Source organism: Achromobacter sp. NCFB-sbj8-Ac1-l, assembly GCF_052695805.1.
Genome location: NZ_CP199812.1, coordinates 1,669,158 through 1,695,493, shown reverse-complemented (window position 1 = coordinate 1,695,493; position 26,336 = coordinate 1,669,158). Strand labels below are relative to the sequence as shown.

At 65.5% G+C, this 26,336-nt stretch carries 20 protein-coding genes and 1 tRNA gene; 4 read left to right on the top strand and 17 right to left on the bottom strand.

Annotated elements, in window-relative coordinates:
* Nucleotides 1-219: 219 nt before the first annotated feature.
* From ACUDP5_RS07760 to polA, 3 genes are all read right to left on the bottom strand, one after another.
* Nucleotides 220-1,008 (bottom strand): dienelactone hydrolase family protein, encoded by a 789-nt coding sequence (locus tag ACUDP5_RS07760; protein WP_263910774.1) that lies wholly within the window; start codon nt 1,006-1,008, stop codon nt 220-222.
* A 116-nt stretch (nt 1,009-1,124) separates the two neighbouring features.
* The gene (locus ACUDP5_RS07755) at nt 1,125-1,964 is read right to left on the bottom strand and encodes a ZIP family metal transporter (protein ID WP_263910773.1); all 840 of its coding nucleotides are present in this window, start codon (nt 1,962-1,964) and stop codon (nt 1,125-1,127) included.
* A 190-nt stretch (nt 1,965-2,154) separates the two neighbouring features.
* Nucleotides 2,155-4,872 carry a DNA polymerase I gene (polA, locus tag ACUDP5_RS07750; RefSeq protein WP_445658492.1) on the bottom strand — a complete coding sequence of 906 codons (2,718 nt, stop codon included), beginning with the start codon at nt 4,870-4,872 and terminating at the stop codon, nt 2,155-2,157.
* Here polA and ACUDP5_RS07745 point away from each other — a divergent pair.
* Entirely contained in the window at nt 4,871-5,587 is a 717-nt protein-coding gene (locus ACUDP5_RS07745; RefSeq protein ID WP_445658491.1) for an LOG family protein, read from the top strand. The genes polA and ACUDP5_RS07745 overlap by 2 nt on opposite strands.
* 45 nt (nt 5,588-5,632) lie before the next feature.
* On the opposite strand, the gene ACUDP5_RS07740 is transcribed toward ACUDP5_RS07745, so the two are convergent.
* On the bottom strand, nt 5,633-7,063 hold the full coding sequence (locus ACUDP5_RS07740; protein WP_445658490.1) for a M20 family metallopeptidase: 1,431 nt from the start codon (nt 7,061-7,063) through the stop codon (nt 5,633-5,635).
* A gap of 61 nt (nt 7,064-7,124) precedes the next feature.
* Nucleotides 7,125-8,108, bottom strand: a complete 984-nt coding sequence (locus ACUDP5_RS07735) for a Bug family tripartite tricarboxylate transporter substrate binding protein (RefSeq protein WP_445658489.1) — start codon at nt 8,106-8,108, stop codon at nt 7,125-7,127.
* 126 nt (nt 8,109-8,234) lie between these two features.
* Between ACUDP5_RS07735 and ACUDP5_RS07730 the strand changes: the two genes are divergently transcribed.
* The gene (locus ACUDP5_RS07730; RefSeq protein ID WP_263910769.1) at nt 8,235-9,170 is read left to right on the top strand and encodes a LysR substrate-binding domain-containing protein; all 936 of its coding nucleotides are present in this window, start codon (nt 8,235-8,237) and stop codon (nt 9,168-9,170) included.
* 6 nt (nt 9,171-9,176) lie between these two features.
* Here the strand turns inward: ACUDP5_RS07730 and ACUDP5_RS07725 are convergent, their stop codons facing one another.
* Complete coding sequence (locus ACUDP5_RS07725; RefSeq protein WP_445658488.1) at nt 9,177-10,037, bottom strand: LysR family transcriptional regulator; 861 nt, start codon at nt 10,035-10,037, stop codon at nt 9,177-9,179.
* A 105-nt stretch (nt 10,038-10,142) separates the two neighbouring features.
* Here ACUDP5_RS07725 and ACUDP5_RS07720 point away from each other — a divergent pair, with 105 nt between their 5' ends.
* Nucleotides 10,143-10,535 (top strand): tautomerase family protein, encoded by a 393-nt coding sequence (locus ACUDP5_RS07720; RefSeq protein ID WP_445658487.1) that lies wholly within the window; start codon nt 10,143-10,145, stop codon nt 10,533-10,535.
* 117 nt (nt 10,536-10,652) lie between these two features.
* Here ACUDP5_RS07720 and typA read toward each other — a convergent pair whose 3' ends face one another.
* From typA to scpB, 8 genes are all read right to left on the bottom strand, one after another.
* Nucleotides 10,653-12,476 carry a translational GTPase TypA gene (typA, locus tag ACUDP5_RS07715; protein ID WP_175193904.1) on the bottom strand — a complete coding sequence of 608 codons (1,824 nt, stop codon included), beginning with the start codon at nt 12,474-12,476 and terminating at the stop codon, nt 10,653-10,655.
* Nucleotides 12,473-13,225 (bottom strand): tRNA pseudouridine(55) synthase TruB, encoded by a 753-nt coding sequence (truB, locus tag ACUDP5_RS07710; RefSeq protein ID WP_263910766.1) that lies wholly within the window; start codon nt 13,223-13,225, stop codon nt 12,473-12,475. The genes typA and truB overlap by 4 nt, the downstream gene beginning before the upstream one ends.
* A gap of 39 nt (nt 13,226-13,264) precedes the next feature.
* Entirely contained in the window at nt 13,265-13,666 is a 402-nt protein-coding gene (gene rbfA, locus ACUDP5_RS07705; protein WP_025140228.1) for a 30S ribosome-binding factor RbfA, read from the bottom strand.
* Between the two features lie 23 nt (nt 13,667-13,689).
* Nucleotides 13,690-16,749, bottom strand: a complete 3,060-nt coding sequence (gene infB / locus ACUDP5_RS07700) for a translation initiation factor IF-2 (RefSeq protein WP_263910764.1) — start codon at nt 16,747-16,749, stop codon at nt 13,690-13,692.
* 91 nt (nt 16,750-16,840) lie between these two features.
* Nucleotides 16,841-18,319 carry a transcription termination factor NusA gene (gene nusA, locus ACUDP5_RS07695; RefSeq protein ID WP_175193902.1) on the bottom strand — a complete coding sequence of 493 codons (1,479 nt, stop codon included), beginning with the start codon at nt 18,317-18,319 and terminating at the stop codon, nt 16,841-16,843.
* Nucleotides 18,316-18,819, bottom strand: a complete 504-nt coding sequence (gene rimP / locus ACUDP5_RS07690; protein WP_263910786.1) for a ribosome maturation factor RimP — start codon at nt 18,817-18,819, stop codon at nt 18,316-18,318. Before rimP ends, nusA begins: the two co-directional genes overlap by 4 nt.
* Nucleotides 18,820-19,143: 324 nt before the next feature.
* The gene (rluB, locus tag ACUDP5_RS07685) at nt 19,144-20,934 is read right to left on the bottom strand and encodes a 23S rRNA pseudouridine(2605) synthase RluB (RefSeq protein WP_263910761.1); all 1,791 of its coding nucleotides are present in this window, start codon (nt 20,932-20,934) and stop codon (nt 19,144-19,146) included.
* Nucleotides 20,935-20,969: 35 nt separating this feature from the next.
* Entirely contained in the window at nt 20,970-22,148 is a 1,179-nt protein-coding gene (gene scpB, locus ACUDP5_RS07680) for an SMC-Scp complex subunit ScpB (RefSeq protein WP_263910759.1), read from the bottom strand.
* A gap of 66 nt (nt 22,149-22,214) precedes the next feature.
* Here scpB and ACUDP5_RS07675 point away from each other — a divergent pair.
* A tRNA-Met gene (locus ACUDP5_RS07675) sits at nt 22,215-22,291 on the top strand.
* A 689-nt stretch (nt 22,292-22,980) separates the two neighbouring features.
* Here ACUDP5_RS07675 and ACUDP5_RS07670 read toward each other — a convergent pair.
* From ACUDP5_RS07670 to zigA, 3 genes are all read right to left on the bottom strand, one after another.
* Entirely contained in the window at nt 22,981-23,880 is a 900-nt protein-coding gene (locus tag ACUDP5_RS07670) for a LysR family transcriptional regulator (protein ID WP_263910758.1), read from the bottom strand.
* Nucleotides 23,881-24,000: 120 nt separating this feature from the next.
* Entirely contained in the window at nt 24,001-25,008 is a 1,008-nt protein-coding gene (locus tag ACUDP5_RS07665) for a CobW family GTP-binding protein (protein WP_445658486.1), read from the bottom strand.
* 28 nt (nt 25,009-25,036) lie between these two features.
* Entirely contained in the window at nt 25,037-26,299 is a 1,263-nt protein-coding gene (gene zigA, locus ACUDP5_RS07660) for a zinc metallochaperone GTPase ZigA (protein ID WP_445658485.1), read from the bottom strand.
* Nucleotides 26,300-26,336 lie beyond the last annotated feature (37 nt).

The following is a 26,336-nucleotide window of genomic DNA, read 5'->3' as shown; positions in this document are numbered from 1 at the left end:
ACACGTGGCGAGCGCCGTCGATGCGCCCGAAGGAATCTGAAGGGAAGGCCGAAGGCCTGGACGAAGATGACGAGGGGGAAGTCCGGAGCGAAGGCTCCGGACCGCAATCGTTGGCGCGCGCCACGTGTGCACCACCCGCGCCGGGCGGCCTACGAAGAAGCCCCCCCCCCACAGCACAAAAAAGGCCGCGCCCCGTCGCGCGCAGCGACCCCCACTCCCTTACAGATACCGCTTGAACCACTCCAGCATCCGCCCCCACCCATCCTTGGCAGCCGCAGCCTGATAATTCGCCCGATAATCCGCCATGAACGCATGATCCGCGTCCGGATACACCACGAACTCCGACCGCTTGGCATTGTCATTGCCGCCGGCAAGCTTGCCCTTCATGATCTCGATATCCGACACCGGAATGCTGGCGTCCTTGGCCCCATACAAGCCCAACACCGGCGCATGCAGTTCATTGACCACGTCAAACGCCACGCGCTTGATCAAGGGTCCGTGCCCCGTGCTCAACTTCCCGTACCACGCCACCCCTACCTTCACATCCGGGTTGTGCGCCGCATACATCCACGTCAGGCGCCCGCCCCAGCAAAAGCCCGTCACGGCCACGCGCTTGGGGTCGCCGCCGTGCTGCGCGGCCCAGGCCACGCTCGCGTCCAGGTCCGCGAACACCTGCTCGTCGGACACCTTGCTCACGATCTCGGCGATCAGCTTCGGAATATCGGTATAGGTGGAGGCGTCGCCCTGGCGCTGGTACAGATTCGCGGCCACGGCCAGATAGCCGGCCTTGGCGACCCGGCGGCAGATATCCTTGATGTGCTCGTGCACCCCGAAGATTTCCTGCACGACCAGCACCACGGGCAGGTTCTGCTTGCCCTCGGGGGCGGCGTAGTAAGCGTCCAGGGCTCCATCAGCCACGGGCAGCTGGAAATCCCCGTGGACCAGCCCCTGCGTATCCGTGTGGATCACGGTGGGGGCAACGTTGCCTGCGGCGGCGGAAAAACTCATGGCGAACTCCTGTATAGGGATCAACGCGGGACCGGCGCCCCGCGCTTCGCCAACGAGGCATGCGCGACACGACCGGCCAGGATCAGGACAAAGCCGGGTATCGCGAACGCCGCGCCTCAGTGCGTGTGGACGTGCTCCGTGCGCGCCGCGCCTTGGCCGGCATCAGGCTCGTGCTCGTGCCCGTGGTGCATCAGCGTCGTCACGCTGTAGATCAGCGCCACGCCCACGCCCACCAGCAGCAGCTGCGGCACCGCATCGGCCAGGGATACCCGTTCGTGCATCTGCGGCATCAGGTCGGCCACCGAAATGTAGAGGAAGCTGCTGGCGGCAACCACCAATACGTATGGCACCCAGCCCTGCGCTTGCTGCAGCACGAAGTAGCCTATTATGCCGCCCACGGCTGAACACAAGCTGGTAAAGAGAATCAGCGCAAACGCCCGGCGCCGCGCCAGGCCCGCGTTCAGCAACACGACGAAATCGCCCAGCTTGTGCGGCACTTCGTGCACGATGATCGAGGCCGCCGTCAGCACGCCCAAGAGCGGATCGGTCAGGAAGGCCGCCGCCACCAAGACCCCGTCGCACAGGTTGTGCAACGAACTGCCGATCAGGATCAGCACCCCGCCGCGGCCCGCCTCGTGGCGGTCGTGACCCGAATGGTGATGGTGCCCGTCACCTTCGTGGTGGTGGCTATGGCGCAGCAGCGCGATCTTTTCCAGCACGAAGAAACCGATCAGCGACGCCAGCATCAGCCCGAACAGCACGTGCGCATCGCCCACCGCGCCCTCGAACGCCTCGGGCAACAGATGCAGCAGCGCCACCGACAGCAGCACGCCCACCGACAGGCTCACCATGTGGTGCAGGTATTGGGCGAACACCTTGTAGGCCAGCCAGCTGGCGACAAGGACGGCAATGAGGCCACCGGTGACGGTAGCGAGCAGGACCCAGAGCAGCAACATTTGGGGGACGGTTTATTGGCGGGGAAGCGCAACATTATATTGTTGCAACCGCAAAAGCGGAAATGGGCCGCCCGTGGGCGGCCCATTCCGTAACGCGGACCGGCGCCGGTCAACGCCCGTCGCGGCCCCTGGACCGGCGCCCGACCGACCGCGCCCCGGCCCATCCAGACCGAAGCCCCTCGCACCGTCCTCAGTGCGCCTGTTCCCAGTTCTTGCCCACGCCCACCTCGGCCACCAGCGGCACGCGCAGCTCGGCCACATTGCACATCAGGCGCGGCAGCGCTTCCTTGACCAGTTCCAGTTCCGCGTCCGGCGCTTCCAGCACCAGTTCATCGTGCACCTGCATGATCATGCGCGTCTGCAGCTTTTCGGCCTCGAGCCAGTCCTGCACGGCCACCATCGCCATCTTGATCAGGTCGGCCGCGGTGCCCTGCATGGGCGCGTTGATCGCGGCCCGCTCGGCGCCCTGGCGGCGCGGCCCCGAAGCGCCACGGATTTCCGGCAGTTGCAGCCGGCGTCCGAACACGGTTTCCACGTAGCCCTGTTCGCGCGCCACGCGACGGGTGTTTTCCATGTACATCGCCACGCCGGGATAGCGCGCGAAGTAGCGGTCGATGTAGGCCTGCGCGGCATCGCGCGTGATGCCCAGGTTGGATGCCAGGCCGAATACGCCCATGCCGTAGATCAGGCCGAAGTTGATGGCCTTGGCCGCGCGGCGCTGCTCGGACGAAACGTCCTGCAGCGCCACCCCGAACACTTCCGAGGCCGTGGCGCGGTGGATGTCTTCGCCGGCGGCAAACGCACGTTGCAGGTTGGCGTCGTCCGACACGTGCGCCATGATGCGCAGCTCGATCTGGGAGTAGTCGGCCGACAGCAGCAGGCCCTGCTCGGCGATGAAGGCCTCGCGCACCCGGCGCCCGGCCTCGGTGCGCACGGGAATGTTCTGCAGGTTGGGATCGGACGAGGCCAGGCGGCCGGTGATCACCGCGGCCTGCGAATAGCGCGTGTGCACGCGGCCCGTATCGGGGTTGATCATTCGCGGCAGCTTGTCCGTGTAGGTGGACTTCAGCTTGGACAGTCCGCGGTATTCCAGCAGCACCTGCGGCAGCGGATAGTCCTGCGCCAGCTTGCTCAGCACTTCCTCGTCGGTGGACGGCGCGCCGCCCGCCGTCTTGCGCACCACCGGCAGCTGCATGCGGCCAAACAGGATCTCGCCCAATTGCTTGGGCGAATTCAGGTTGAACGGCTGCCCGGCCAGCTCGTAGGCCTTTTGCTCGAGCTGCAGCATTTCCTGGCCCAGCTTGTGGCTCTGGCGGCCCAGCTCGGCCGCGTCCACCTTGACGCCATTGCGCTCGATGGTGGTCAGCACGGAGGACACCTGCATTTCCAGCAGGTAGATGCGTTCCAGTCCGGCATCGGCGGCCACCTGCGGGCGCAGCACCTGGTGCAGTTGCAACGTGAAGTCGGCGTCTTCCGCCGCATAGTGGCCGGCCTTGTCCACCGCCACTTCGTCAAAGCCGATCTGCTTGGCGCCCTTGCCGCACAGGTCTTCGTACGACACGCCGCTGCGGCCCAGGTAACGCTGCGCCAGGTCGTTCAGGCCGACGCGGTTATGCGATTCCAGCACGTAGGCTTGCAGCATCGTGTCATCGGTGATGCCGGCCAGTCGGATGCCTTCGTTGGCGAATACGTGCGCGTCGTACTTGGCGTGATGCAGCAGCTTGGCGCGCGAAGCGTCCTGCAGCCAGGGGCGCAGGCGCTCCAGCACCTCGGCCTTGGGCAATTGCGTGGCGTTGTCCGGGCCGCGGTGCGCCACCGGGATGTAGCAGGCGACGCCCGGCGCCACTGCCATCGACAGCCCCACCAGCCTGGCCTGCATCTCGTCCAGCGAGGTGGTTTCGGTATCCAGCGCCACCCGCTCGGCCGTCTGCAGTTTTTCAAGCCAGGCGTCGAACGCGGGCCAGTCCGAAATGATCTGGTAGTCCACTTCGGTGGGAGCAACCGGCACTTCGACCGCCACGCGGGCGTCGCCCGCCGGCACGCGTTCGGCATCGCCGGTCAGGTCGCGCAGCCAGGTGCGGAAACCGTAGCGTTCGTAGAGTTCGGTCAGGGTCGCTTCGTCGCGACCGCGCGGCGTCAGGTCGTCGACGCTGTCGACGTGGCCGGTCAGGTCGCAATCACATTTCACGGTGAGCAGCTGGCGCGTCAGCGGGAAATTCGGAATGGCTTCGCGCAGGTTGTTGCCCGCCACCCCCTTGATGCCCTCGGCGCCTTCGACCAGTTTGTCGATCGAGCCGAATTCCGAGATCCATTTGGCGGCCGTCTTGGGCCCCACCTTGGTCACGCCCGGCACGTTGTCGACCGTGTCGCCGACCAGCATCAGGTAGTCCACGATGCGGTCCGGCGGTACGCCGAACTTGTTGACCACGCCAGCCTCGTCCAGCACTTCGCCGCTCATGGTGTTGACCAGCGTGACGTGGCTGTTGACCAACTGCGCCAGGTCCTTGTCGCCGGTGGACACGATGGTGTGCACGTCGCGCTCGGCGGCGCGGCAGGCCAGCGTGCCGATCACGTCGTCGGCTTCGACGCCTTCGATGGCCAGCACCGGCCAACCCAGTGCGCGCACGGCGCGGTGTATGGGTTCGATCTGGGCCGCCAGGTCTTCGGGCATGGGCGGACGATGCGACTTGTATTCCGGGTACAGATCGTCGCGGAAGGTCTTGCCGCGCGCATCGAAAATACATGCGGCATACTCTGCCTTATAGTCGGCTACCAGCTTGCGCAGCATATTGACCACGCCGTACAGCGCCCCGGTGGGTTCGCCTTGCGCGTTGCGCAAATCAGGCATAGCGTGGAAAGCGCGGTACAGGTAGCTTGAACCGTCGACCAGCAATAGGGTTTTTTTCATGGTTACAAAGGCAGATATGGCAACAACTGCGGCAAATACGGCGGCAACGACGGCGGAAACGCCCGCCAACAAGCAAATTCCGCTGATTATGTCAGAGATACGGACGGCGGCAGACAAGCTCGCCCATATCGGGCCCGCGGTCAGCGTCTTTGGCAGTGCGCGCGTCAGCCGCAACTCGCCCCACTACGAAACCACCGTCGCGATTTCGGCCGCCCTGGCCGAGGCGGGTTTCGCGGTCATCGCGGGCGGCGGCCCGGGCATCATGGAAGCGGCCAACAAAGGCGCTTTCGAAACCGGCGGCACCAGCATCGGGCTGAACATCAGCCTGCCGCACGAAGCGCACAACAACGAATACCAGACTATAAGCCTGTCGTTCGAATATTTCTTTTCGCGCAAGGCCACCTTCTTCATGCACAGCTTCGCCTACGTGGCGATGCCGGGCGGCTTCGGCACCCTGGACGAGCTCTTCGAAGCGTTGACGCTGATCCAGACCGGCAAGGTCCCGCCTGCGCCCATCGTGCTGGTGGGCAGCGAATACTGGTCGGGCCTGGTCGAATGGCTGGGTGGCCAGGTCTTGGCCAATGGCATGATCGGCGCGCACGACCTGGATCTCTTCATCATCGAAGACGATCCCCGCAAGGTCGTGCGCAAGGTGGTCGAATTCCACCAGAAGGTCAACTCCGACGCGCAATACGCGCCGTCGCTGCCGGCCTGACAGAAACGGGGCCAAAGCCCCGGCGGCCCCCTGCGGGGCCGCCGTTCACCCCTGCTTGCGCATGAACGACGGCAACACATCCGCCGGAATCGGGCACACATAGGGTTGGCCGCGCCGCATCTCCAGCAGTTCTTCCTTGGCGCGCGCCAGCGCGTCCGGCCGGGTATACAGGTCGGCGGCAGTCGCGGCGATGATCTTCGCGGCGTGCACCATGCCCTTGTGGGCCAGCGACAGCTTGCCCTGCGCCACCATCTGCCACGAATGGAACGGCGTGCCGTAGGCATAGCAGGCGCCCCAGCATTGCGCCGTGGGCGTGACCCAGCTGACGTCGCCGACGTCGGTCGAGCCGTAGCTGATCTCGGTCTTGCCCGGCTCGTAGGGGGCCACGCCGCTGAACAGCGGCGTCGGGTTGCGCAGCACCGCGCCCAGGTTCTTGCCGGCGTTGTCGATATCGTCCGAAGAAATGGCGTCCCACATCTTGCGCGCGGCCTGCTGCTCGCCTTCGGTGTAGGACGGGCCCTGCAACGCCTGCATGTTGGCGTACATGACCTGGTTCAACACGCCGTTCGGGATGTAGTTCGAGCAGGCCTTGTCGAACACGATCTCCAGCTCGCAGCCGGTCATCAGCGCCGCCCCGCGGGCCACGTTCTTGACGCGCTCGTACAGCTCGGCCGCCTGCGAATTGATGGGGGCGCGCACCAGGTACAGCACCTCGGCGCGGGCCTGTACCACGTTGGGCGAGATGCCGCCGCTGTTGGTCACCGCATAGTGCACCCGCGCATCGGGCACCATGTGCTCGCGCAGGTAGTTCACGCCCACGTTCATCAATTCCACCGCGTCCAGCGCGCTGCGGCCCAGGTGCGGCGAATTGGCCGCATGCGCCGCCACGCCCCGAAAACGGAAGTAGGCCTGGATATTGGCCAGCGACGACTGATGGAAAATGCCGGTGTGCGACGCCGGGTGCCACGTCAGCGCCGCATCCAGGTCATCGAACAGCCCGGCGCGCGCCATGAAGGTCTTGCCCGAGCCGCCCTCTTCGGCCGGACAGCCATAGAAGCGGATGGTGCCGGGCAAGCCGTTGTCCTGCAGGAATTCCTTGACCGCCACCGCGGCGAAATGTGCGGCCGTGCCCAGCAGATGGTGGCCGCAGCCGTGGCCGTTGCCATTGGGCGTTTCCGGCGACGGCTGGCAGGCGAACGCGCCGCTTTCCTGGCTCAGGCCCGACAGCGCATCGTATTCGCCCAGGATGCCGATGACCGGGCCGCCGCTGCCCGCCTCCGCCACGAAGGCCGTGGGGATGCCGGCCGCGTCGCGGGTGACGCGAAAGCCCGCGTCTTGCAGCATGGCGATGTGCAGTTCGGCCGATTTGTGCTCGTCGTAGCGCAGTTCGGCCAGGCTCCAGATGCGGTCGCTCAGTTCCGCATAGCGTTCGCTGCGCGCGTCGATGAACGGCGCAAGTTTGTCGATGGCTCCCATCGCGTCTCCAGTGGCGGGTCTATAGGGTCTACCCCCGCTTTCGCGGGCGGCGTAAAACCGTTTACTCGTCCAGCTTGATGCCGGCAGTTTCAATGATTTTTCGGTTGGCGGCCAGCGTCTGCGCGATGCGTTCGCCAAAGGCCTGCGGCGTACCGGTCAGCGGCTCGGCGCCCAGGGCCGCCAGGCGCTGCACCAGCGCCGGGTCCGCCAGCGCACGCTGCGCCGCGCCATTGACGGCCTGCACCACCGCATCCGGCGTGCCGGCCGGCGCGACCAGGCCAAACCAGGTCTGGCCCAGCGCGTTCAATTGCGGATAACCCAATTCGGCCAGCGTCGGCAATTGCGGCAGGCCGGCCAGCCGTGTGGGCGCCGACACGGCGATCGGGCGCAACTTGCCCGCCTTGATCAGCGACTGCGCCGAGGCGTACTGGTCCTGCTGCACCTGCACCTCGCCGCCCACGGCCGCGGTCAGCGCCGGCCCCATGCCGCGATACGGCACGTGCAGCACCTCAACCTTCAGGTCGGCATTCATGGCGGCCAAGTTCAAATGGCCCAGCGAACCGACGCCGGGCGACCCAAACGAATACTTGCCCGGATGGGCCCGCAGCTCGGCCAGGAACTGCGCGAAATCATTCGCCGGAAACGCCGGGTTCACCATCCACACCACCGGCACGGTCGCCACGGCGCCCACCGGCGTCAGCTGGGTCGCCGGATCCACCCGCCTGGTGCCGTACAGCAGCGGGTTCACGGCCATCGTGCTGACCGTGGCCATACCCAGCGTGTAGCCATCCGGCTCGGCTCGCGCCACGGCCTCGGTGCCGATCAGCCCGCCAGCGCCGGCGCGGTTTTCCACCACCACGCTCTGGCCCAGTTCCTTGCGCAGGCCGTCGGCCACTGCTCGCGCCAACACGTCGGTCGAGCCACCGGGGGCGAATGGCACGATCAGGCGCACCGGCTGGGTGGGATAGGCGCCCGCGGCCAGGGCCCCGGAAGAAACGCCGGCGGCGACGGCACAGACGACAGCATGCAATAGGCGGAACGTCATGGAACAGCCCCTCCTGGGCGTGATCACGTGGAAACGTCATTCTGGGCAGGGCATATCCTTATTTCAAATACATTAATGCGTCTATATATTCGAATTTTGAATAGCTAAAACACCCCTGCCCCTGCCATGGACGTCGCTCCCGCCACCCTGCTGTCCCGCCTCTTGGCCAAGGGCCGCCTGCGCCACCTGCAACTGCTGGCGGGCGTGGCGGACCTGGGCAGCGTGCAGCAGGCCGCGGCCCAGATCGGCATGAGCCAACCGGCCGCCACCCACGCCCTGGCCGATATCGAAGCCCTGCTGGGCGTCAGCCTGTTCGAACGCCACGCCCGCGGCATGCGCACCACTCGCAGCGGTCAGTTGATGGCGGAATGCGCGCGCGGCATGCTCACTACGCTGCGGGCGTCCACCAATTCGGTTGCGGCGCTGCGCGACGGCGCCGCGGGCAGCCTGCGCCTGGGCGCCATTCCCGCCGCCAGCGGCGGCCTGCTGGCCGAGCGCCTGCCGGCCTACATGCTGGCCCACCCCGACCTGCACGTGGAAGTCCAGGAAGGCAGCCGCGAACAACTGCTGCCACTGGCGGCCGCCGGCAACCTGGACATGCTGCTGTGCCGGCGCCCGGAGGCCATGCCCGCCGGCCTGGAATTCGTGCCGTTGCAGCAGGATGCGGCTGTCATCGTCGGCACCAAAGGCCATCCGCTGCTGGCCGGCCCTACCCCGCCCACGCTCGCCCAGGTCGCCTCGCAGTTGTGGATCGAACCACGCCCCGAGCTGGCGATCCACGCCGTCTTCAGCGCCTTTTTCGAGCGCGCCGGCATCGTTCCCCGACTGTGCCGGCTGGCCAGCGCCGCGCCGCCCATGCCCTTGCTGATCGCCGTGATGCAGGCGCAGCAGGCGCTGGCCATGGTGCCGCTGACGCTTGCCGACTGGTACCTGCGCCATGGCCACTTCCAGCGCATACGAATCGATTCGCCCGGCGCCTTCCAGCCCATCGGCGCCGTCGTGCGCGAAGACGGGCCCGGCCGGGAGTTCCTGGACTGGCTGATGGCGGCGCCCCGCCCCTAGCCGATATCAGCGCATCGCCCGCACGATGGCCTCGCGCGCCAGCTCGATGAAACGGTCTTCGCCCGGCCGTGGCGGCAGCAGGCGGAATTCAACCTCGGGCAGCGGCGGCAGACCCGGCCACTGCGCGCGGGTGATGCCTGGCGCCAACGCCGACTCGTTCAGGCAGGCCACGCCCAGCCCCGCCGCAATCGCCAGTTGCAGGCCCGCCACGCCAGACGCCACGTGCGCCACCGCATACGGTACGCTGCGCCGCGACAGCAGGCGCTCGGCATATTGGCGCAGCGCGCACGTTTCCGGCAGCGCCAACAGCGGCAACGCCCCGCGCGTTGCCTGGGTGCCATCTGCCGCCATCCACAAGAGCGACTCGCGCCGCAGCACCGGCCCTTGCGGGCGGCCTTTACCTGCGCCGCGTTCCAGGATGACCATCGAGATACCCACGTCGATCTCGCCGCGCTCATAGGCCGATTCGATCGCGCCGCTTTTCATGATGGTGACGTGCATGCGCACCTGCGGATACTGCTCGTTCAAGCGCCGCAGCATGCCCGCCACATCACCCGGGCGAAAGTAGTCGGTGATGCACAGGCGCAGTTCGCCCTGCAACGCCACGCCGCGCAGGTCGCGGTAAGCCTCTTCGCTCAGCGCCAGAATCGCGCGCGCATGCGCCAGCAGCCGCTCACCGGCCGGCGTGGCGGACACGCCCGACTTGCCGCGGATCAGCAGCGCCTGCCCGGCGCGTTCCTCCAGCTTGCGCATCTGCTCGCTCACCGACGATTGCGACAGGAACACCTTGGGCGCCGCCGCCGTCAGGCTGCCCGCATCCAGCACGGCCACCAGGGTACGCAATTGGTCCAGGTCGAATCCAGACATAGCCCATCCAACGGTTTATTCGATGGCTGAAATCGTAAATTCCCGCTTTTCCGATGTCAATCCGCTTCCTACACTGGCGCCATACCCTCACCCACGGAGCCTTCCATGCCTCACATCGTCATTCACGTTTCCGGCCAGTCCGATGCCCACGTCAACCGCCGCATCGTCGACGCCGTCGCCGGCCTGACCCAGACAGTCCTGGGCAAGAAGCTGCCGGTCATCGCCATCACCCTGCAGCACATCCCGCATGACCTCTGGTTCATCGGCGGCCAACCGCTGTCGGAACTGGGCAAGAACGCCTTTCACCTGGACATCAGCGTCACCGACGAAACCAACACCAAGGCAGAAAAGGCACGCTTCATCCAGGAAATCTACGCGGCATTCAGAGAGATCCTGGGCGAGCTGCACGAGTGCTCGTACGTGCACGTGATCGATGCCCGCGCGGCGGCGTATGGCTACGGCGGCAAGACGCAGGAATATCGCCATCAGCATGCCTGAGCCGAAGGCAAAGTGATCCCGCCGCACCCTGTCGGGTCGTAAAAAAAAGGCCGTACATCCTTGGGGCGTACGGCCTTTTTGCTGCCTTGCCAAGCGGGGCGATGCCCCGCCTGGCGCTTAGACGGCGGATTCGCGTGCGGCGCGCTTGCGCTCGTTTTCGAGCAGGTAGCGCTTGCGCAGACGGATCGACTTGGGCGTGATTTCGACCAGTTCGTCGTCGTCGATGAACTCCACGGCGTATTCCAGCGACATCTGGATCGGCGGAACCAGGCGCACGGCTTCGTCGGTACCCGAAGCGCGCACGTTGGTCAGCTGCTTGCCCTTGATGGGGTTCACGACCAGGTCGTTGTCGCGGCTGTGGATGCCGATGATCATGCCTTCGTACAGCGCATCGCCCGGATTGACGAACATGCGGCCGCGATCCTGCAGCTTCCACAGGGCGTAGGCCACGGCGTCGCCGTGATCCTGGCTGATCAGCACGCCGTTGCGGCGCTCGCCGATCGAGCCTTCCTTGACGGGCGCGTATTCGTGGAAGATGTGGCTCATCAGGCCCGTGCCGCGCGTCAGCGTCAGGAACTCGTTCTGGAAGCCGATCAGCCCACGGGCCGGAATCAGGTATTCCAGGCGGGTGCGGCCACGGCCGTCCGGCTGCATGTCCTGCAGGTCGCCCTTGCGGCGGCCCAGCTCTTCCATCACGCCGCCCTGGTGGGCGTCTTCGACGTCGATGGTCAGCGATTCGAACGGCTCGCACTTCACGCCGTCGATGTCCTTGAACACCACGCGCGGACGCGACACGGCCAGCTCGTAGCCTTCGCGGCGCATCGTTTCCAGCAGGATCGTCAGGTGCAGTTCACCGCGGCCCGACACTTCGAACACCGTGTCGTCGCCCGTGTCGCGCACACGCAGCGCCACGTTGGACTTCAGTTCGCGGTCCAGGCGGTCACGCAGCTGGCGGCTGGTGACGAACTTGCCTTCGCGGCCGGCCAGCGGCGACGTGTTCACCATGAAGTTCATGGTCAGGGTCGGTTCGTCGATGCGCAGCATCGGCAGCGCGTCTTGCGTGGCGGCGTCGGTGACCGTGCAGCCGATGCCCAGTTCTTCGATGCCGTTGATCAGCACGATGTCGCCGGCTTCGGCTTCATCGACCACGATGCGCTCCAGGCCGTGGAACTTCAGGACCTGGTTGATGCGGCCGCGGCCGCCCTGGCCTTCGGGGCCGAACTTGTAGGCCACGTCCATGCCGGGGCGCATACGGCCACGGTTGATGCGGCCCACGCCGATCTTGCCGACGTAGCTGTTGTAGTCCAGCGAGATGATCTGCATCTGCAGCGGACCGTTGGGATCGTCGTCGCGCTGCGGCACGTGTTCGAGAATGGCTTCGAACAGCGGGCGCATGTTGCCCTCGCGCACGTCCGGGGTCAGGCCGGCGTAGCCCGACAGGCCCGAGGCGTACACCACCGGGAAGTCCAGCTGCTCTTCGGTGGCGCCCAGCTTGTCGAACAGGTCGAACGTGGCGTTGATGACGAAGTCGGTACGGGCGCCCGGGCGGTCCACCTTGTTGACCACGACGATCGGCTTCAGGCCCAGGGCCAGCGCCTTGCGGGTCACGAAGATGGTCTGCGGCATCGGGCCTTCAACGGCGTCGACCAGCAGCAGCACGCCGTCAACCATGGACAGCACGCGTTCGACTTCGCCGCCGAAGTCCGCGTGTCCCGGGGTGTCGACGATGTTGATGTGCGTGCCTTCGTATTCAACGGCACAGTTCTTGGCCAGAATCGTGATGCCGCGTTCTTTTTCCAGATCGTTCGAGTCCATGACCCGTTCGGTCAGCGCCTGGTTTTCGCGGAAGGTGCCGGATTGGCGCAGCAGCTGGTCGACCAGGGTGGTTTTACCGTGGTCCACGTGGGCGATGATGGCGACGTTGCGCAAGGCGCGAGTCATAGCGAGTCCTTTAAGGTCAGGGTGGAAGGCAGCAAGCCCTCCGGCAATTCGTTCAGTGCAAGCAATGCCTGCTTGGGGTCTGGCATCGCCTGCAAGGCATCCAGCGCAACGGCGCGTTCCAGAGAAAAAGGCCCGACGTGCGTGCGCCGCAGCGCCGCCAGGTGGGCGTAACAGCCCAGCGCGCGCCCGATGTCCTGGGCCAGCGTCCGGATGTATGTGCCTTTACTGCAAGCCACATCGATCTCTGCCTGCGTCCCGTTCAGGGACAGCAGCTCGATGCGGTAAATCGTAATCTGTCGCGGCGGCCGCTCCAGCTCGATGCCGGCCCGGGCGTATTCGTACAGCGGCTTGCCGTCGCGCTTGAGCGCCGAATACATGGGCGGAATCTGCTCGATCGTGCCCGAGAAACGTGACAGCGCTTCGCGCAGGGCCTGTTCGTCAACCACGAAGCCAGGCTCGGCGGTGGACACCACGTTGCCGGTCAGGTCGCCGGAATCGGTTTCTTCGCCAAATTGAAGCGTAGCGCGATACGCCTTGTCGGCGTTGAGCATCGCGCCGGAAATCTTGGTCGCCCGGCCCATGCAGCACACCAGCAGGCCGGTGGCAAAGGGGTCCAGGGTACCGGTATGGCCGGCTTTCGCCGCATCCATGGCACGTTTTGCGCGCTGCAAGGCGTGGTTGCTCGACAAACCTACGGGTTTGTCGAGCAACAGCACACCGTCGAGCGCAAGCCCGCGTCGTTTAGCCATCGTCGGAATCCGGAAATTAAAGCAGTGACGACAGCCCGATCAGGACTGGTCTTCAGGTTCGTCGGGCACGCCCGAGTGCGGGCCGGGCCGGTTTGCGCGGTCGATGAGGATCGACATCTCGATGCCACGGGCGATCTGCTCGTCGTGGAAGAAGCGCAAAGTGGGGACAGTGTGAATGTGCAGCAGCTTGTACAGCTGGGAGTGCAGCCAGCCGGCCTTCTCGTTCAGCAAGGTGGTCGCGGCTTCAGGCTCGGCGCCCAAAACCGTGAAATACACCTTGGCATGCGCGTAGTCGGTCGACAGTTCCACACCAGAGAGCGTGATCAGTCCCGCGCGAGTCGTATCGATCTCGCGCTGGATGATCCCGGCCAGATCCTTCTGGATCTGGTCGGCCAGCCGCAGATTGCGACCGGGGATGGCTTTGGACTTGTGACGGCTCATTAGCAATAATGCCTCGCGACGCTTTACAGCGTACGCGCGATTTCCTTGATTTCAAAGACTTCCAGCTGGTCGCCCACCTGGATGTCGTTGTTGCCGCGCAGCGTAAGACCGCAATCGAAGCCCGACTTGACTTCCTTGACGTCGTCCTTGAAGCGGCGCAGCGATTCGAGATGCCCCGTCCAGTGAACCACGTTGTTGCGCAGCAGGCGTACCTGGGAATCGCGGCGCACGATGCCATCGAGCACCATACAACCGGCGATGTTGCCGAGACGCGAGATGCTGTAGACCTCGCGGATCTCGACCAGGCCGATGATCTCTTCTTTCTTCTCGGGCGCCAGCATGCCCGACATGGCTGCCTTCACTTCATCCACGGCGTCATAGATGATGTTGTAGTAGCGCACGTCGATGCCGTTGTTCTCGGCCAGCTTCTTGGCGCTGGCTTCGGCACGCACGTTGAAGCCGATGACGACCGCGTTCGAGGCGATGGCCAGGTTGATGTCGGTTTCCGAGATGCCACCCACGGCCGCGTGCACCACTTGCACCCGGACTTCGTCGGTCGACAGCTTGACCAGCGACTGCACCAGCGCTTCCTGCGAACCCTGCACGTCGGTCTTGACGATAAGCGTGAGGGTCTGCGTGCCTTCGCCCAGGTTGTCGAACATGGACTCGAGCTTGGCAGCCTGTTGGCGGGCCAGCTTGACGTCGCGGAACTTGCCTTGGCGGAACAGCGCGATTTCGCGCGCCTTGCGCTCGTCGGACAGCGCCATCAATTCGTCACCCGCGGCCGGCACTTCGGTCAGGCCCTGGATTTCGACGGGGATGGACGGACCGGCCGATTGGATCGGCTTGCCGTTTTCGTCCAGCATGGCGCGCACGCGGCCAAAGCTTGCGCCGGCCAGCACCACGTCGCCGCGCTTGAGCGTGCCGCTCTGCACCAGGATCGTGGCGACCGGGCCGCGGCCCTTGTCCAGGCGGGCTTCGATGACCAGGCCCTTGGCGGGCGCGTCTTCGGGCGCCTTCAGTTCCAGCACTTCGGCTTGCAGCAGCACGTTTTCGAGCAGGGCATCGATGCCCTCGCCGCTCTTGGCGGACACGCCCACGAACGGCACGTCGCCGCCGTATTCTTCCGGCACCACTTGTTCGGCAACCAGTTCCTGCTTGACGCGGTCGGGGTTGGCCGAGGGCTTGTCGATCTTGGTGATTGCCACGACCATGGGCACGCCGGCAGCCTTGGCGTGGTGGATGGCTTCGCGCGTCTGCGGCATCACGCCGTCGTCGGCAGCCACCACCAGGATGACGATGTCGGTGGCCTTGGCGCCGCGGGCCCGCATGGCGGTGAACGCCTCGTGGCCCGGGGTGTCAAGGAAGGTCACCATGCCGCGTTCGGTCTGAACGTGGTAGGCGCCGATGTGCTGCGTAATGCCGCCGGCTTCGCCCGCGGCAACCTTGGCGCGGCGGATGTAGTCCAGCAGCGAGGTCTTGCCGTGGTCGACGTGACCCATGACGGTCACGACCGGCGCGCGCGGCAGCTGTTCGGCTTCGGACACGCTGGCGGTTTCGTCCAGGAAGGCTTCCGGGTCGTCGAGCTTGGCGGCGATAGCCACGTGGCCCAGTTCCTCGACCACGATCATGGCCGTTTCCTGGTCCAGCACCTGGTTGATGGTGACCATCTGGCCCAGCTTCATCAGTTGCTTGATGACTTCGGCGGCCTTGACGGACATCTTGTGGGCCAGGTCGGCCACGCTGATGGTTTCCGGCACGTGGACTTCACGTGCAATGAATTCCTGCGGCGCCGGCTCGTTGCGACGGTCGTTCTGCTGGTTGCGGCCACCGCGGCCGCCACTCTTGCCACCGCCCTTGCCGCCCGCACGCCAGCCGTCACGGCTGGCAGGCGCCGCCGGCTTGTCGGCCGGCTTCTTGCGCGAGGCGTCGTCGGACCAGGTCGAGGCCACTTCGGCCGTCTTGATGGTCTTCTTGCTGCCGGGAGCGGCGGGCTTGGCGTCCTTCTTGGCGCCGGGCGCGGCGCCGGGCTTGCCGGCCGGCTTGTGCAGCGTGCCCGAAATCGGGGCGGCGGGCGCGGCGGCGGGCGCTTCGGGTTCCGGCGCACGCAGCACCTTGCGGGGACGGTTCAGCATCTCGCGCAGCGCGGCAGCTTCGGCCTCGGCGGCACGGCGGGCTTCGTCGCGGCCAGCGCCGGTGGCGGAGGCAGCAAGCGGAGGACCGGCGCGGCGGTTGTCGGCGCGGTTACCCACCCTGGCGGCGGGCGCAGCGGCTTCGACCGGCTTGGCGGCGGATTTGACGGATTCGGACTTCGCGGCAGGCTGAGCCTGGGCGACAGGCGCGGCGGCCTGGGGGGAAGATGGTTCGGACGTATTCGCTAGCACAACGGGTTCCGGCTTGGCTTCTTCAGCCTTGGGCTCGGTGGTTTCAGTCTTGACTTCGGGCTTGGCCACTTCGGCCACGGGCTCGGCAGGAGCGGGCGCCGGCGTCGGTTCCGGTTCAGGCTGGGCCTGGACTTCGGGGGCTTGCGCCTCGACGGGGGCGGGCACTTCGGCCGCGACGGATTCAACAGGCGCGGGCGCTTCAACCGGCGCGGGCGCTTCAACAGCAGCGGGCGTTTCCGCCGCAGCCGGGGCCGCAGCCTCTGCCTGGACGGGCGCGGTATCGCGCGGCTCGACCGGGGCGGGCGCCTCGGTCACGGCCGGCGCGGACACCTGCTGCGATTCTTCGACGGCCGCTTCGTCTTCGGCGCGAGCGCCTGCGGCCTGCTCCAGGGCGATTTCGGAGGGATCACGCTTGACGAACACGCGCTTCTTGCGAACCTCGACCTGGATGGTGCGCGAGCGGCCGGTGGCATCCGCCTGCCGGATCTCGGAGGTCTGGCGACGCGTCAGGGTGATCTTCTTGCCTTCGGTCGCGCCATGAGCGCGACGCAGCGATTCGAGCAATTTCGCCTTGTCGCTGTCGGTGACGGAATCGTCAACCGATTTGAGGTCAACGCCAGCCGAGCGCAGCTGATCCAGCAGCACATTGGCAGGCATTTTCAGCTCGGTAGCGAACTGGGCGACGGTGTTACTCGACATTAGGCTCTCTCTTCCCTATATGCAGCTATTACAAACAACGTGAACTTGCGGCGGACATGACGGCACCCGCCGCAGACCCGTGTCCTTATGGTTATTCTTCGTCGAACCAATGGGCGCGGGCACGCATGATGAGGTCGCTGGCTTCCTGCTCGGTCAGGCCGGCGATTTCCGCCAGCTCGTCCGTTGCCAATTCGGCCAGATCATCACGCGTATGCACTTGACGCTCGGCCAGCTTGGCGGCCAGTTCCTGCGTCATGCCTTCGAGTTCCAGCAAATCCTGTGCCGTTTCAAGACGCTCTTCCTGGGCGATGGCCTCGGTCAGGAGCGCATTGCGGGCACGGGCGCGCAACTCGTTGATGGTGTCTTCGTCAAACGCCTCGATTTCCAGCAGTTCCTGCATGGGCACGTAGGCAATTTCCTCGATACCGGTAAAACCTTCGTCGATCAGGATGTCGGCGACTTCCTCATCGACGTCCAGCTTGTTCATGAACGTGGCGCGCAGGCCCGAACGCTCGACTTCCTGGCGGTTCAGGCTTTCTTCCGGCGTCATGATGTTGATCTGCCAGCCGGTCAGCTCGGAAGCCAGGCGCACGTTCTGGCCCTTGGCGCCGATGGCCTTGGGCAGGTTTTCTTCGTCGACCACGACGTCCATCGCGTGCTTGTCTTCGTCCACCACGATGGATTCGACGTTGGCGGGCGCCAGGGCACCGATGACGAACTGCGCGGGGTCTTCGGACCACAGCACGATATCGACCTGTTCGCCACCCAGCTCGTTGCGCACGGCGGTCACGCGCGAACCGCGCATGCCGACGCAGGTGCCGATCGGGTCGATACGCTTATCGTATGCCACCACGGCGATCTTCGCACGCACGCCGGCGTCACGGGCAGCCGCCTTGATCTCGAGCAGGCCCTGCTCGATCTCGGGCACTTCGTTCTCGAACAGCTGGCGGATGAACTCGGGCGAGGTGCGCGACAGGATCACCTGCTGCCCGCGAGCCGCGTGGTCGACGCGCAACACGAAAGCGCGGACACGGTCGGCGACCCGCAGGTTTTCCTTCGGGATCATTTCGGAACGCGGCAGGCGCGCTTCGATCTTGCCCGTTTCGATGATGGCGTCGCCCTTGTCCATGCGCTTGATCGTGCCGGACACGATGGTTTCGCCACGGTCCAGGAAGTCGTTCAGCACCTGTTCGCGCTCGGCGTCGCGGATCTTCTGCAGGATCGCCTGCTTGGCAGCCTGGGCGCCGATGCGGCCGAATTCGATGGGCTCGAGCGGCTCTTCGATGTATTCGCCTTCCTTGATGCCAGGCACGATCTCGACCGCGTCCGACAGCATTTCCTGCTTGTCGGGTTCTTGCAGGCCGGCCTCGTCCGGCACCACCAGCCAGCGGCGGAAACCTTCGTGGTCACCGGTTTCACGATCGATGGCAACACGAATGTCCGCATCATCCTTGAAGCGCTTTTTCATGGCCGAGGCCAGCGCGCTTTCAAGCGCTCCGAACACGACATCACGCGTGACGTTCTTTTCACGCGCCAAGGCATCGACCAACAGAAGAATTTCGCGACTCATCGCTTTTTGCCCTTGAAATCCAGAACGGGATCCAGTTTTGCACGCTCGATATCATCGACCGTGAAATTCAACACCTGGACTTCGTTCTTTTTTGCCTCAAATTCGAGACCGAACACGGTCTTGTGCATTCCAGCCGCGGCATCCGGGGCTGCGGGCGTGTCTTCGGGCACGGTCAACGTGCCGGAAAAGACCTTGCGCCCGTCCAATGCCTCGCGCAGCTTGATCTCGATGCGTTCGCCTGCGAAACGGCGGAATTCGGTCTCGTTGCGCAACGGGCGGTCAATGCCCGGCGAACCGACTTCCAGCCGCTTGTAGTCGATGTTCTCGACCTCGTACACCCGCGACAATTGGCGGGACACCTGCTCGCAGTCTTCGATGCGCACACCGCCGACCCGATCGATCGTGACGCGCAATAGGCCCAGCGCGGCACGCTCGACGTCGACGAGTTCGACATCCATGCCGGCAAGCGCTTCTTCGGTCAATGCGAATAAATCAGCCATATACTCAAAAAAAATGGGCTGCACGCCCAGCCCACCGTATTGCACAACGCCCAGCCGCCACCCTTACTGCACGTAAGGAGCAATGCTGGGCAGTGCCCTATATTGCGACCTAAATTTCGGCTTGCACCGCCACTGCGGCGCACCAGCCCGCCCCACGCAACCCTTCCGCGGCCTAAAGCCAAGGCGCGAAAGCAAGAACGCGAAGCCATGAAAACCATTGATTTTACCAGATAAACTGGAAAAACGCCTGATTCGTCACGGGCTTACGTTTATGTGGGACACATCCGACAGGCGACGCCACCCCGGCGCCGCCCGGCAGGCGGCTCAGCGCCCTCTTCCGCCCCGGCCGCTCATCACGCCCAGGCGCGATTCGTGGGCCGACGCGCCACGCGGTTGCCAGTCGTCGCCACGCGGCGAGGACGACGCATTGCGCGGGGCCCGCGGCTTGCCGCCGGCACCCGGACCCTTGTTGTTGCCGCCGCCCGCACGCGAGCCCTCGGCCTTGTTGCCACCACGGCCCGCACCCGCAGGCTTGGCGCCCCGGCCGGCATTACCGCCACGCGCGCCCGCCGGCTTGCCGCCGGGCTTGCCCCCCGCCGGCTTGCGACCCGCGCCTGCCGGCGCCTCGGCCACATTGCCCGCGGCCGTATTGGCCACCGGTCCGTTGGCAGCCGCCGCGCGCGGACCGCGCGGCTTGCCACCCGCCTTGCCGCCGCTACGGCCGCCCGGCTTGCCGCCAGCGGCCCCGGCGCCCCGGCCGCCGACGGGCTTGCCGCCCTTGCGATTGCCGTTGCCATTACCATTGCCATTGGCCTCGCCAGCCAGCGGATGGCCATTCGCGTAACCGCCGGCGATCATCAGGCCGGTACCGAAGGGATCCGACGGACACGCCGCCGCCTGGCCGGCACTGCCTACGCGGCCGCCCTGGATCTTGCCACGGCGGCCGATGCGGGCGCCGTTCATGCCGTTGCGGTCCAGCGTGCCAAAGCCCGGGGGCAAGGCGCTGTCATGCGACTGCGGCTGCTTGGACCGGCGACGGTTGCCACCGGCATCGTCGTCTTCACGCAACAATCCCAGCTGCACCATCAGGGCGGTGACCAGTGAGGCGTCCAATTCTTCCCAGCGACCACGGCGCAGCGTGCGCGGCAGCACCACGTCACCAAAACGGGTGCGGATCAGGCGGCTGACAGTGACGCCGACCGCCTCGAACATGCGGCGCACTTCGCGATTGCGGCCTTCCTGCAGGGTCACGCGGTACCAGCGATTGCTGCCGTCGCCGCCCAGGTAGTCCAGCGCGCCGAAAGCGGCCACGCCGTCTTCCAGCTCGATGCCGTCGACCAGCGACTGGCGCTGGGCTTCGTCCATTTCACCCAGCACGCGTACGGCGTACTCGCGTTCGGTGCCATAGCGCGGATGCATGATCCGGTTGGCCATGTCGCCCGAGGTGGTGAAAATCAGGAGGCCCTCGGTGTTCAGATCCAGCCGCCCCACCGACAACCACTTGCCGGTACGCAGCTTGGGCAGACGCGCGAACACGCTGGCACGGCCGCCCGGATCGTCGTGGCTGACGATTTCGCCGGAGGGCTTGTGATACAGGATCACGCGCGGGGGCTTCTTGGTGTTGGTCCGCATGATGGGCTTGCCATTGACGCGGACCTGGTCGTTCGGGGCCACGCGCTGGCCGATATGGGCGGGCTCGCCATTGACCGATACGCGGCCGGCAACGATCAGCTCTTCCATTTCGCGGCGCGAGCCGATGCCGGCGTCGGCCAGCACCTTGTGCAGCTTGGGCATGACAACGTCGCTGTTCAGGTACTTGCCCAGCCGCTGCTCCATGCGGTCGGCGGTATCCAGGTACGACAACGCCTGCTCGGCTTCCTGCTCGCCGCCACGGGTATCGGCCGTATCGGCGACGCTGGCCGCGGGGGCCTGCGCATCGGCAGCGGCGGGCGCCTGCTCGGCGGCAGGGGCATCGCCACGACGGCGGCGAAACGGCGTGCGCAGCTTGCGGCCACGGCCGCGGGCTTCGCCTTCGGCGGCCGGCTCGCGGGTGGCGGAGGCGTCCGGCTGACCGTTGGAAACGGCGTCATCCGGACGGGGATTGTCGTCCTGCATTGCTGTATTCGTTGTCACTGGGACAGCTCCGAATTTCAAACTTGGGTAGGCCTGCCGGTGGCAGGCGCATCATCATCTGGGGACGCCGGTTCGCGCTCAGCCTCGGGCTGATCGGAATCCGGCTCGGCAGGCTCCGCCGTGGCGGAGCCGGTATCAGGCTCGAACGCGTCGGCGCCAGGCGCCAGGGGTTCGGCCTTGTCTATCGGTTCGGTCGGTTTCGCGCTTTCCGCGTGGTCGACAAGCTCATTCTCGGCGCCTGAGTCGGCAGCCGCGTTGGAACTGTCAGTATCAGCAGGATTTTCGGACAACCCGCCATGCGCCTCTTGGGCGGCATCCACGCCCGGCGCCTCGGCTTGATCGAAGCGCCCGGCATCCTCGATGCCCACGGATGGCGCATCGGGCAAGCTTTCGGCTTGCGCCCGGACGGTGGAATCGTCTGCGGGAATCGCGTCTTCTTCTGGGCGCGAAAGCGGGGATTCTACGCTATCGCCCGTGCCTGTGGTTGCATCGTCGTCCGAAACAGACAATTCCGCAACCGGGATACTCCCTTGTGCGTCGGTATCGACCGCGTCGCCCCCTGCCGCCGCTTCGCCTTCCACGGCAGCCATTTCACCCTGCGCCTCGGCCTCGGCGGCTTCAGCCAATTGCTGCACTTCGCCCAGGTCCAGGCCGGCCAGGGCCGCCGCCGCATGGGCGGATTCCAGCGCCGGCAGTTCATCCAGGGCGCGCAGGCCCAGATCATCGAGAAATTGTCGGGTGGTGCCGAACAAAGCCGGCCGGCCCGGCGCGTCGCGATGGCCGATCACTTCGATCCAGCCACGGTCTTCCAGCGCCTTGACGATGTTGGACGACACCGTGACGCCGCGGATGTCTTCGATGTCGCCGCGGGTGACCGGCTGGCGCCAGGCCACGATGGCCAGCGTTTCCATCACCGCGCGTGAATACTTGGGCGGCTTTTCAGGATTCAGCCGTTCCAGGTAGCGCTGCATGTGCGGACGGCTCTGGAACCGCCAGCCCGTGGCCAGCTGCACGAGTTCCAGGCCGCCATCGGCCCAATTGGCCTGCAGGGTTTCCAGCAACGTGCGCAGCGCACTGTTGTCGAATTGTTCATCGTCACCGAACAGCTTGCGCATTTCGGACAGTTGCATCGGCTGCACCGCGCATAGCAGCGCGGTTTCCAGCACGAGTATCGCCTCGCTATCGTTCATCGACATTCAAATTCAATAAAAAGGGGCTAACTTGCGTTAGGGTGAAAATAAGGTTAATATTCTTTTCTCAGACGCGGGGTGGAGCAGTCTGGCAGCTCGTCGGGCTCATAACCCGAAGGTCGTAGGTTCAAATCCTGCCCCCGCAACCAAATTGATCAAGGCCTGGCGATTGCGCCGGGCCTTTTTCATTTGTGCTTGCGCCAAATTCAAATTCGCGACGTCCGATACTCGCAACGTCCAATACGCGGACTCGCGCAGCCGCCCGAACCAACCGATGGGCGGTACGGCAACAGACTGCGCTGGTTTGCGAATTTCTCACGAGAATCCTGTGTTTACTGACAACCGCCGCGGGCTCGGGCCGCAGGGTTCGCACCATGCAAGATGGGCTGCACGCCTACCCCGGCAATCCGCGGGGCAATGTTTTAAGCACAATCCGGAAAAGCTGGCATAGCAAGCCAACAAGCCTGCGAACCGCGCCGTATCTGGCACTATTTCCGAGGCAATCGATATTGCGGCAATCGAGATCAAGGACCTGAATCGTCAGGCACCGGATGTCGGCGCGGCATAATGGCCGCCGCCTGCCGAAGACCCGGGTGCGCCTCCCCTCGTGCATCCGGAGCCCCTGCCCCACGATGCCGCGGCCTGTTAAGCCGGAATTACGATTCTTAGATGTTTTTCTAAGACTACATGCTTGCGGCGATTGGCAAAAGCCCTGCAGTTCAGCGCCCTGCCGACCGGGAAAGCACCCAAATTATACCGTTATATACCCGCCCCTCAACCGGCAGCGCCTGCAAGAACGCCCCACCCAACGCACCCAAGCCCCGGCCCACCCCGCGCGCTACGGCGTATCCCAGGGCGTGGACTCCAGCCGTTCGACCAGGAAATCCAGCATCGAACGCAGGATCAGCGGCATCTGGCGACGCGACACATAAACCCCATAGATCCCCAGCTCCTGCGGCTTGGCGTGGGGCAGAATGACCTTCAGCCGGCCTTCGGCCACATATTCGGTGGCGTAGTACGTGGGCAACATGGCCACCCCCGCCCCCTCCAGCGCCGCCTGCACCAACACGGAAACCTCGTTGGCGCTGATATTGCCGCTGACCGGCACATCCACCGGCACGCCGTCGCGCTCGAAGCGCCACAGGCTTTTGCCGAAGTAGGAGTGGGTCAGGCAGTTGCGCAGGGACAGGTCTTCGATCCGGGCGGGTTCGCCCTCGCGCTGCAGGTATTCGGGCGACGCGCACACCACCGAGCGGCACACCGCCAGCTTGCGGGCAATCAGGTTGGGGTCCAGGTCATTGGTGATGCGCACGGCCAGGTCGACCCGTTCCTCGACCAGATTGACGGCGCGATCGACCAGCATCAGATCGACCGAGGTGCCCGGGTGCAACTTGACGTATTCGGTGATGAGGCGGGCGAGATGGCGGGAGCCGAACGACATGCTGGTGGTCATGCGCAACAGACCGCGCGGCGTGTCTTCGGGCGTGGACACGGCACTGCGCAGATCGCCCACCATGTCGAGCATCTGCCGACAGCGCGGCAGGGTTTCGGCGCCGGCCGGCGTCAGGCTCAGGCGCCGGGTCGTGCGATGCAACAGGCGCACCCCGACCCATTGTTCCATTTCTGCCAGGTAGCGCGACACCATGGCCCGGGACATATCCAGATGAACCGCCGCCGCCGACAAACTCCCCCTGTCGGCGACCTCCACGAACACCTGCATCGCTTTCAAACGGTCCATGATTGTCTCGATTTTTGCACCAGACTTTACGGGTTATACCGTATTTCCGTGCATTTTCAGCATCTGAAATGACACCAAGGGTGGGGGCGAGCCGCCCCGGACCTGAGATCGAAACGTTCGCTAGGCAGGGAACTGGCCCAATGCGGCGCACGCCGCCGCCCGCACGTCGGCCGGATCCGCCCCCCTGACGATATAGACCAATTGCGACAACCGATCATCGTCCGGCCACTGGACCAAGGGACGGATGGGATACAGCTCGCCATGCACGCCATGCACCTCGCAAGGCAGGGCATCGCCCTCGAAACAGACCAGGCCCTTCATCCGCAGCAGCGCGGGCCCGAACCGCTCTTGCACACGAGAGACGCCCGCCAGGAAGGCGGCGCGACCGATCGGGACGACCAGCGTGATGGAAAAACTGGCGACCTGCGCATGCCGCGCCGCCATCGGCTTTGAAAACGCACGCAACCAACCTGCCAGTTCGACGCCGTCGCGCCGCGATTGCGGATCAGGGCCTTCCAGCAGTGCCCCCACCAAGGGCGCGTCGCCCCGCTGCACACAGCGCCGGGCGCCAGGATTGATCTGGGCCACGGCCCGCTCCACCTCGCGCAGTTGCGACGCATCGGCCAGGTCGGATTTGCTGAACACCACCGTGTCGGCCAGCGCCAATTGACGCAGCGCTTCCGGCTGCGACTCCAACTGCTGCGGACCATGTCGCACGTCCACCACCACCAGGGCGCCCTGATACACATAGCGCTCGGCAAGAAAGCGGTCATGCTTGAGCGTGAAAAGCACCGGTGCCGGGTCTGCCAACCCGCTGGTCTCGATCAGCACCCGCCGAAACGGCTTGATGCGCCGGCTGAGCGCCAGCATGAAAAGCTCGCGCAGGGTATCGGCAACCGCCCCGCTTACCACGCAGCACAGGCAGCCGCCTTCGATCAATACGATATTGTCCGGCGCCAGGCGCACCAGATGATGGTCCACGCCGATATCGCCGTACTCGTTGACGATGACGACCGCATCGGCATAGGCCGGCTCGCGCAGCAGGCGGTTGAGCAAGGTGGTCTTGCCACTGCCCAGGAAGCCCGAAATTACCGTTACGCCAATGCGTTTGTCGTCTTGCGCGCCCATCACTTCGCGAGGCCCTGCCCCGCCCTCCCTAATGCGCCGCACCCCAGACGGGGAACGGATCAGGGATCGTAGCCAATTCCGTCGCCGGCCGGGTCATTTCTTCCTGCGTCATCAGGCACGCCGTCAACCGCGCGCGCAAGGCAGGTTCGTCCATGCCGATGCCGATCAGCACCAATTCCTGGCAACGGTCACCATAGACGGGATCCCACTCGGCGACGATGCGCGCGCGCGATTCGGCGTCTTCGGGCCAACGCTCGGCCGGCAGCGCCGCCCACCAATAGCCGGCCGCACCATAACGCGTCGCCGGCCCGGCTTGCGACCACGACGCGGCGATCGCCGGGCGCGTGGCCAGCCAGAAATAGCCCTTGGATCGCACCACGCCCGGCCATTCTTCGTGTATCCAATCCCATAGCCGCTGCGGATGAAACGGCCGGCGGGCGCGAAACACGAAACTGCCGATGCCGTATTCCTCGCTTTCGGACACGTGCTCGCCGCGCAGCGCCTTGAGCCAGGCGGGCGCCTGCGCCGCCGCGTCGAAATCGAAGCGTCCGGTGTCGAGCACGCGCGCCAGGGGCACACGGCCGAATTCGCCGCGCACGATATCGGCGCGCGGGTTCAGTTTGCGCAGGATGGCTTCAAGCCGCGCCAGGTCGGGCGCGCCCACCAGGTCGGTCTTGTTCAGCACCATGACGTCGCAGAATTCCACCTGCTCGATCAGCAGGTCGACCACCGTGCGCCCATCATCCTCACCCAGCGCCTGCCCTCGCGCGGCCAGATCGTCACGACTCGCGTAGTCACGCAGGAAGTTGAACGCATCCACGACCGTCACCATCGTATCCAGCCGGGCGACATCGGACAGGCTGACCCCATCTTCATCGCGAAACGTGAAGGTCTCGGCAACCGGCAGCGGCTCGGAGATACCGGTGGACTCGATCAGCAGATAGTCGAAGCGCCCTTCCGCGGCGAGCCTCCGTATTTCGATCAGCAGGTCTTCCCGCAACGTACAGCAGATGCAGCCATTGCTCATTTCAACCAGCTTCTCGTCGGCCCGTGACAGCGCGGCACCGCCGTCGCGCACCAGCCTGGCGTCAATGTTGACCTCGGACATGTCGTTGACGATGACCGCAACGCGCCGCCCCTCGCGATTGTTCAGGACATGATTGAGCAAGGTGGTCTTGCCGGCGCCCAGGAATCCGGACAACACCGTCACGGGCAAGCGCCCGTCTTGCGGCCGCGCCGCGCTGATCAACTGGCCTGCTGTCTGGCCTTCCGCCTGGCGCTTTGTCTGCATGATGACCCACCCGATGAAAAACAGAATGTTATTACAT

Excerpts from the sequence above, each read along its gene's own strand:
- ACUDP5_RS07760 (WP_263910774.1), bottom strand. The coding sequence starts at position 1,008 with ATGAGTTTTTCCGCCGCCGCAGGCAACGTTGCCCCCACCGTGATCCAC.
- ACUDP5_RS07755 (WP_263910773.1), bottom strand. The coding sequence starts at position 1,964 with ATGTTGCTGCTCTGGGTCCTGCTCGCTACCGTCACCGGTGGCCTCATT.
- ACUDP5_RS07745 (WP_445658491.1), top strand. The coding sequence starts at position 4,871 with ATGGTTACAAAGGCAGATATGGCAACAACTGCGGCAAATACGGCGGCA.
- polA (WP_445658492.1), bottom strand. The coding sequence starts at position 4,872 with ATGAAAAAAACCCTATTGCTGGTCGACGGTTCAAGCTACCTGTACCGC.
- ACUDP5_RS07740 (WP_445658490.1), bottom strand. The coding sequence starts at position 7,063 with ATGGGAGCCATCGACAAACTTGCGCCGTTCATCGACGCGCGCAGCGAA.
- ACUDP5_RS07735 (WP_445658489.1), bottom strand. The coding sequence starts at position 8,108 with ATGACGTTCCGCCTATTGCATGCTGTCGTCTGTGCCGTCGCCGCCGGC.
- ACUDP5_RS07730 (WP_263910769.1), top strand. The coding sequence starts at position 8,235 with ATGGACGTCGCTCCCGCCACCCTGCTGTCCCGCCTCTTGGCCAAGGGC.
- ACUDP5_RS07725 (WP_445658488.1), bottom strand. The coding sequence starts at position 10,037 with ATGTCTGGATTCGACCTGGACCAATTGCGTACCCTGGTGGCCGTGCTG.
- ACUDP5_RS07720 (WP_445658487.1), top strand. The coding sequence starts at position 10,143 with ATGCCTCACATCGTCATTCACGTTTCCGGCCAGTCCGATGCCCACGTC.
- typA (WP_175193904.1), bottom strand. The coding sequence starts at position 12,476 with ATGACTCGCGCCTTGCGCAACGTCGCCATCATCGCCCACGTGGACCAC.
- truB (WP_263910766.1), bottom strand. The coding sequence starts at position 13,225 with ATGGCTAAACGACGCGGGCTTGCGCTCGACGGTGTGCTGTTGCTCGAC.
- rbfA (WP_025140228.1), bottom strand. The coding sequence starts at position 13,666 with ATGAGCCGTCACAAGTCCAAAGCCATCCCCGGTCGCAATCTGCGGCTG.
- infB (WP_263910764.1), bottom strand. The coding sequence starts at position 16,749 with ATGTCGAGTAACACCGTCGCCCAGTTCGCTACCGAGCTGAAAATGCCT.
- nusA (WP_175193902.1), bottom strand. The coding sequence starts at position 18,319 with ATGAGTCGCGAAATTCTTCTGTTGGTCGATGCCTTGGCGCGTGAAAAG.
- rimP (WP_263910786.1), bottom strand. The coding sequence starts at position 18,819 with ATGGCTGATTTATTCGCATTGACCGAAGAAGCGCTTGCCGGCATGGAT.
- rluB (WP_263910761.1), bottom strand. The coding sequence starts at position 20,934 with ATGCAGGACGACAATCCCCGTCCGGATGACGCCGTTTCCAACGGTCAG.
- scpB (WP_263910759.1), bottom strand. The coding sequence starts at position 22,148 with ATGTCGATGAACGATAGCGAGGCGATACTCGTGCTGGAAACCGCGCTG.
- ACUDP5_RS07670 (WP_263910758.1), bottom strand. The coding sequence starts at position 23,880 with ATGGACCGTTTGAAAGCGATGCAGGTGTTCGTGGAGGTCGCCGACAGG.
- ACUDP5_RS07665 (WP_445658486.1), bottom strand. The coding sequence starts at position 25,008 with ATGGGCGCGCAAGACGACAAACGCATTGGCGTAACGGTAATTTCGGGC.
- zigA (WP_445658485.1), bottom strand. The coding sequence starts at position 26,299 with ATGCAGACAAAGCGCCAGGCGGAAGGCCAGACAGCAGGCCAGTTGATC.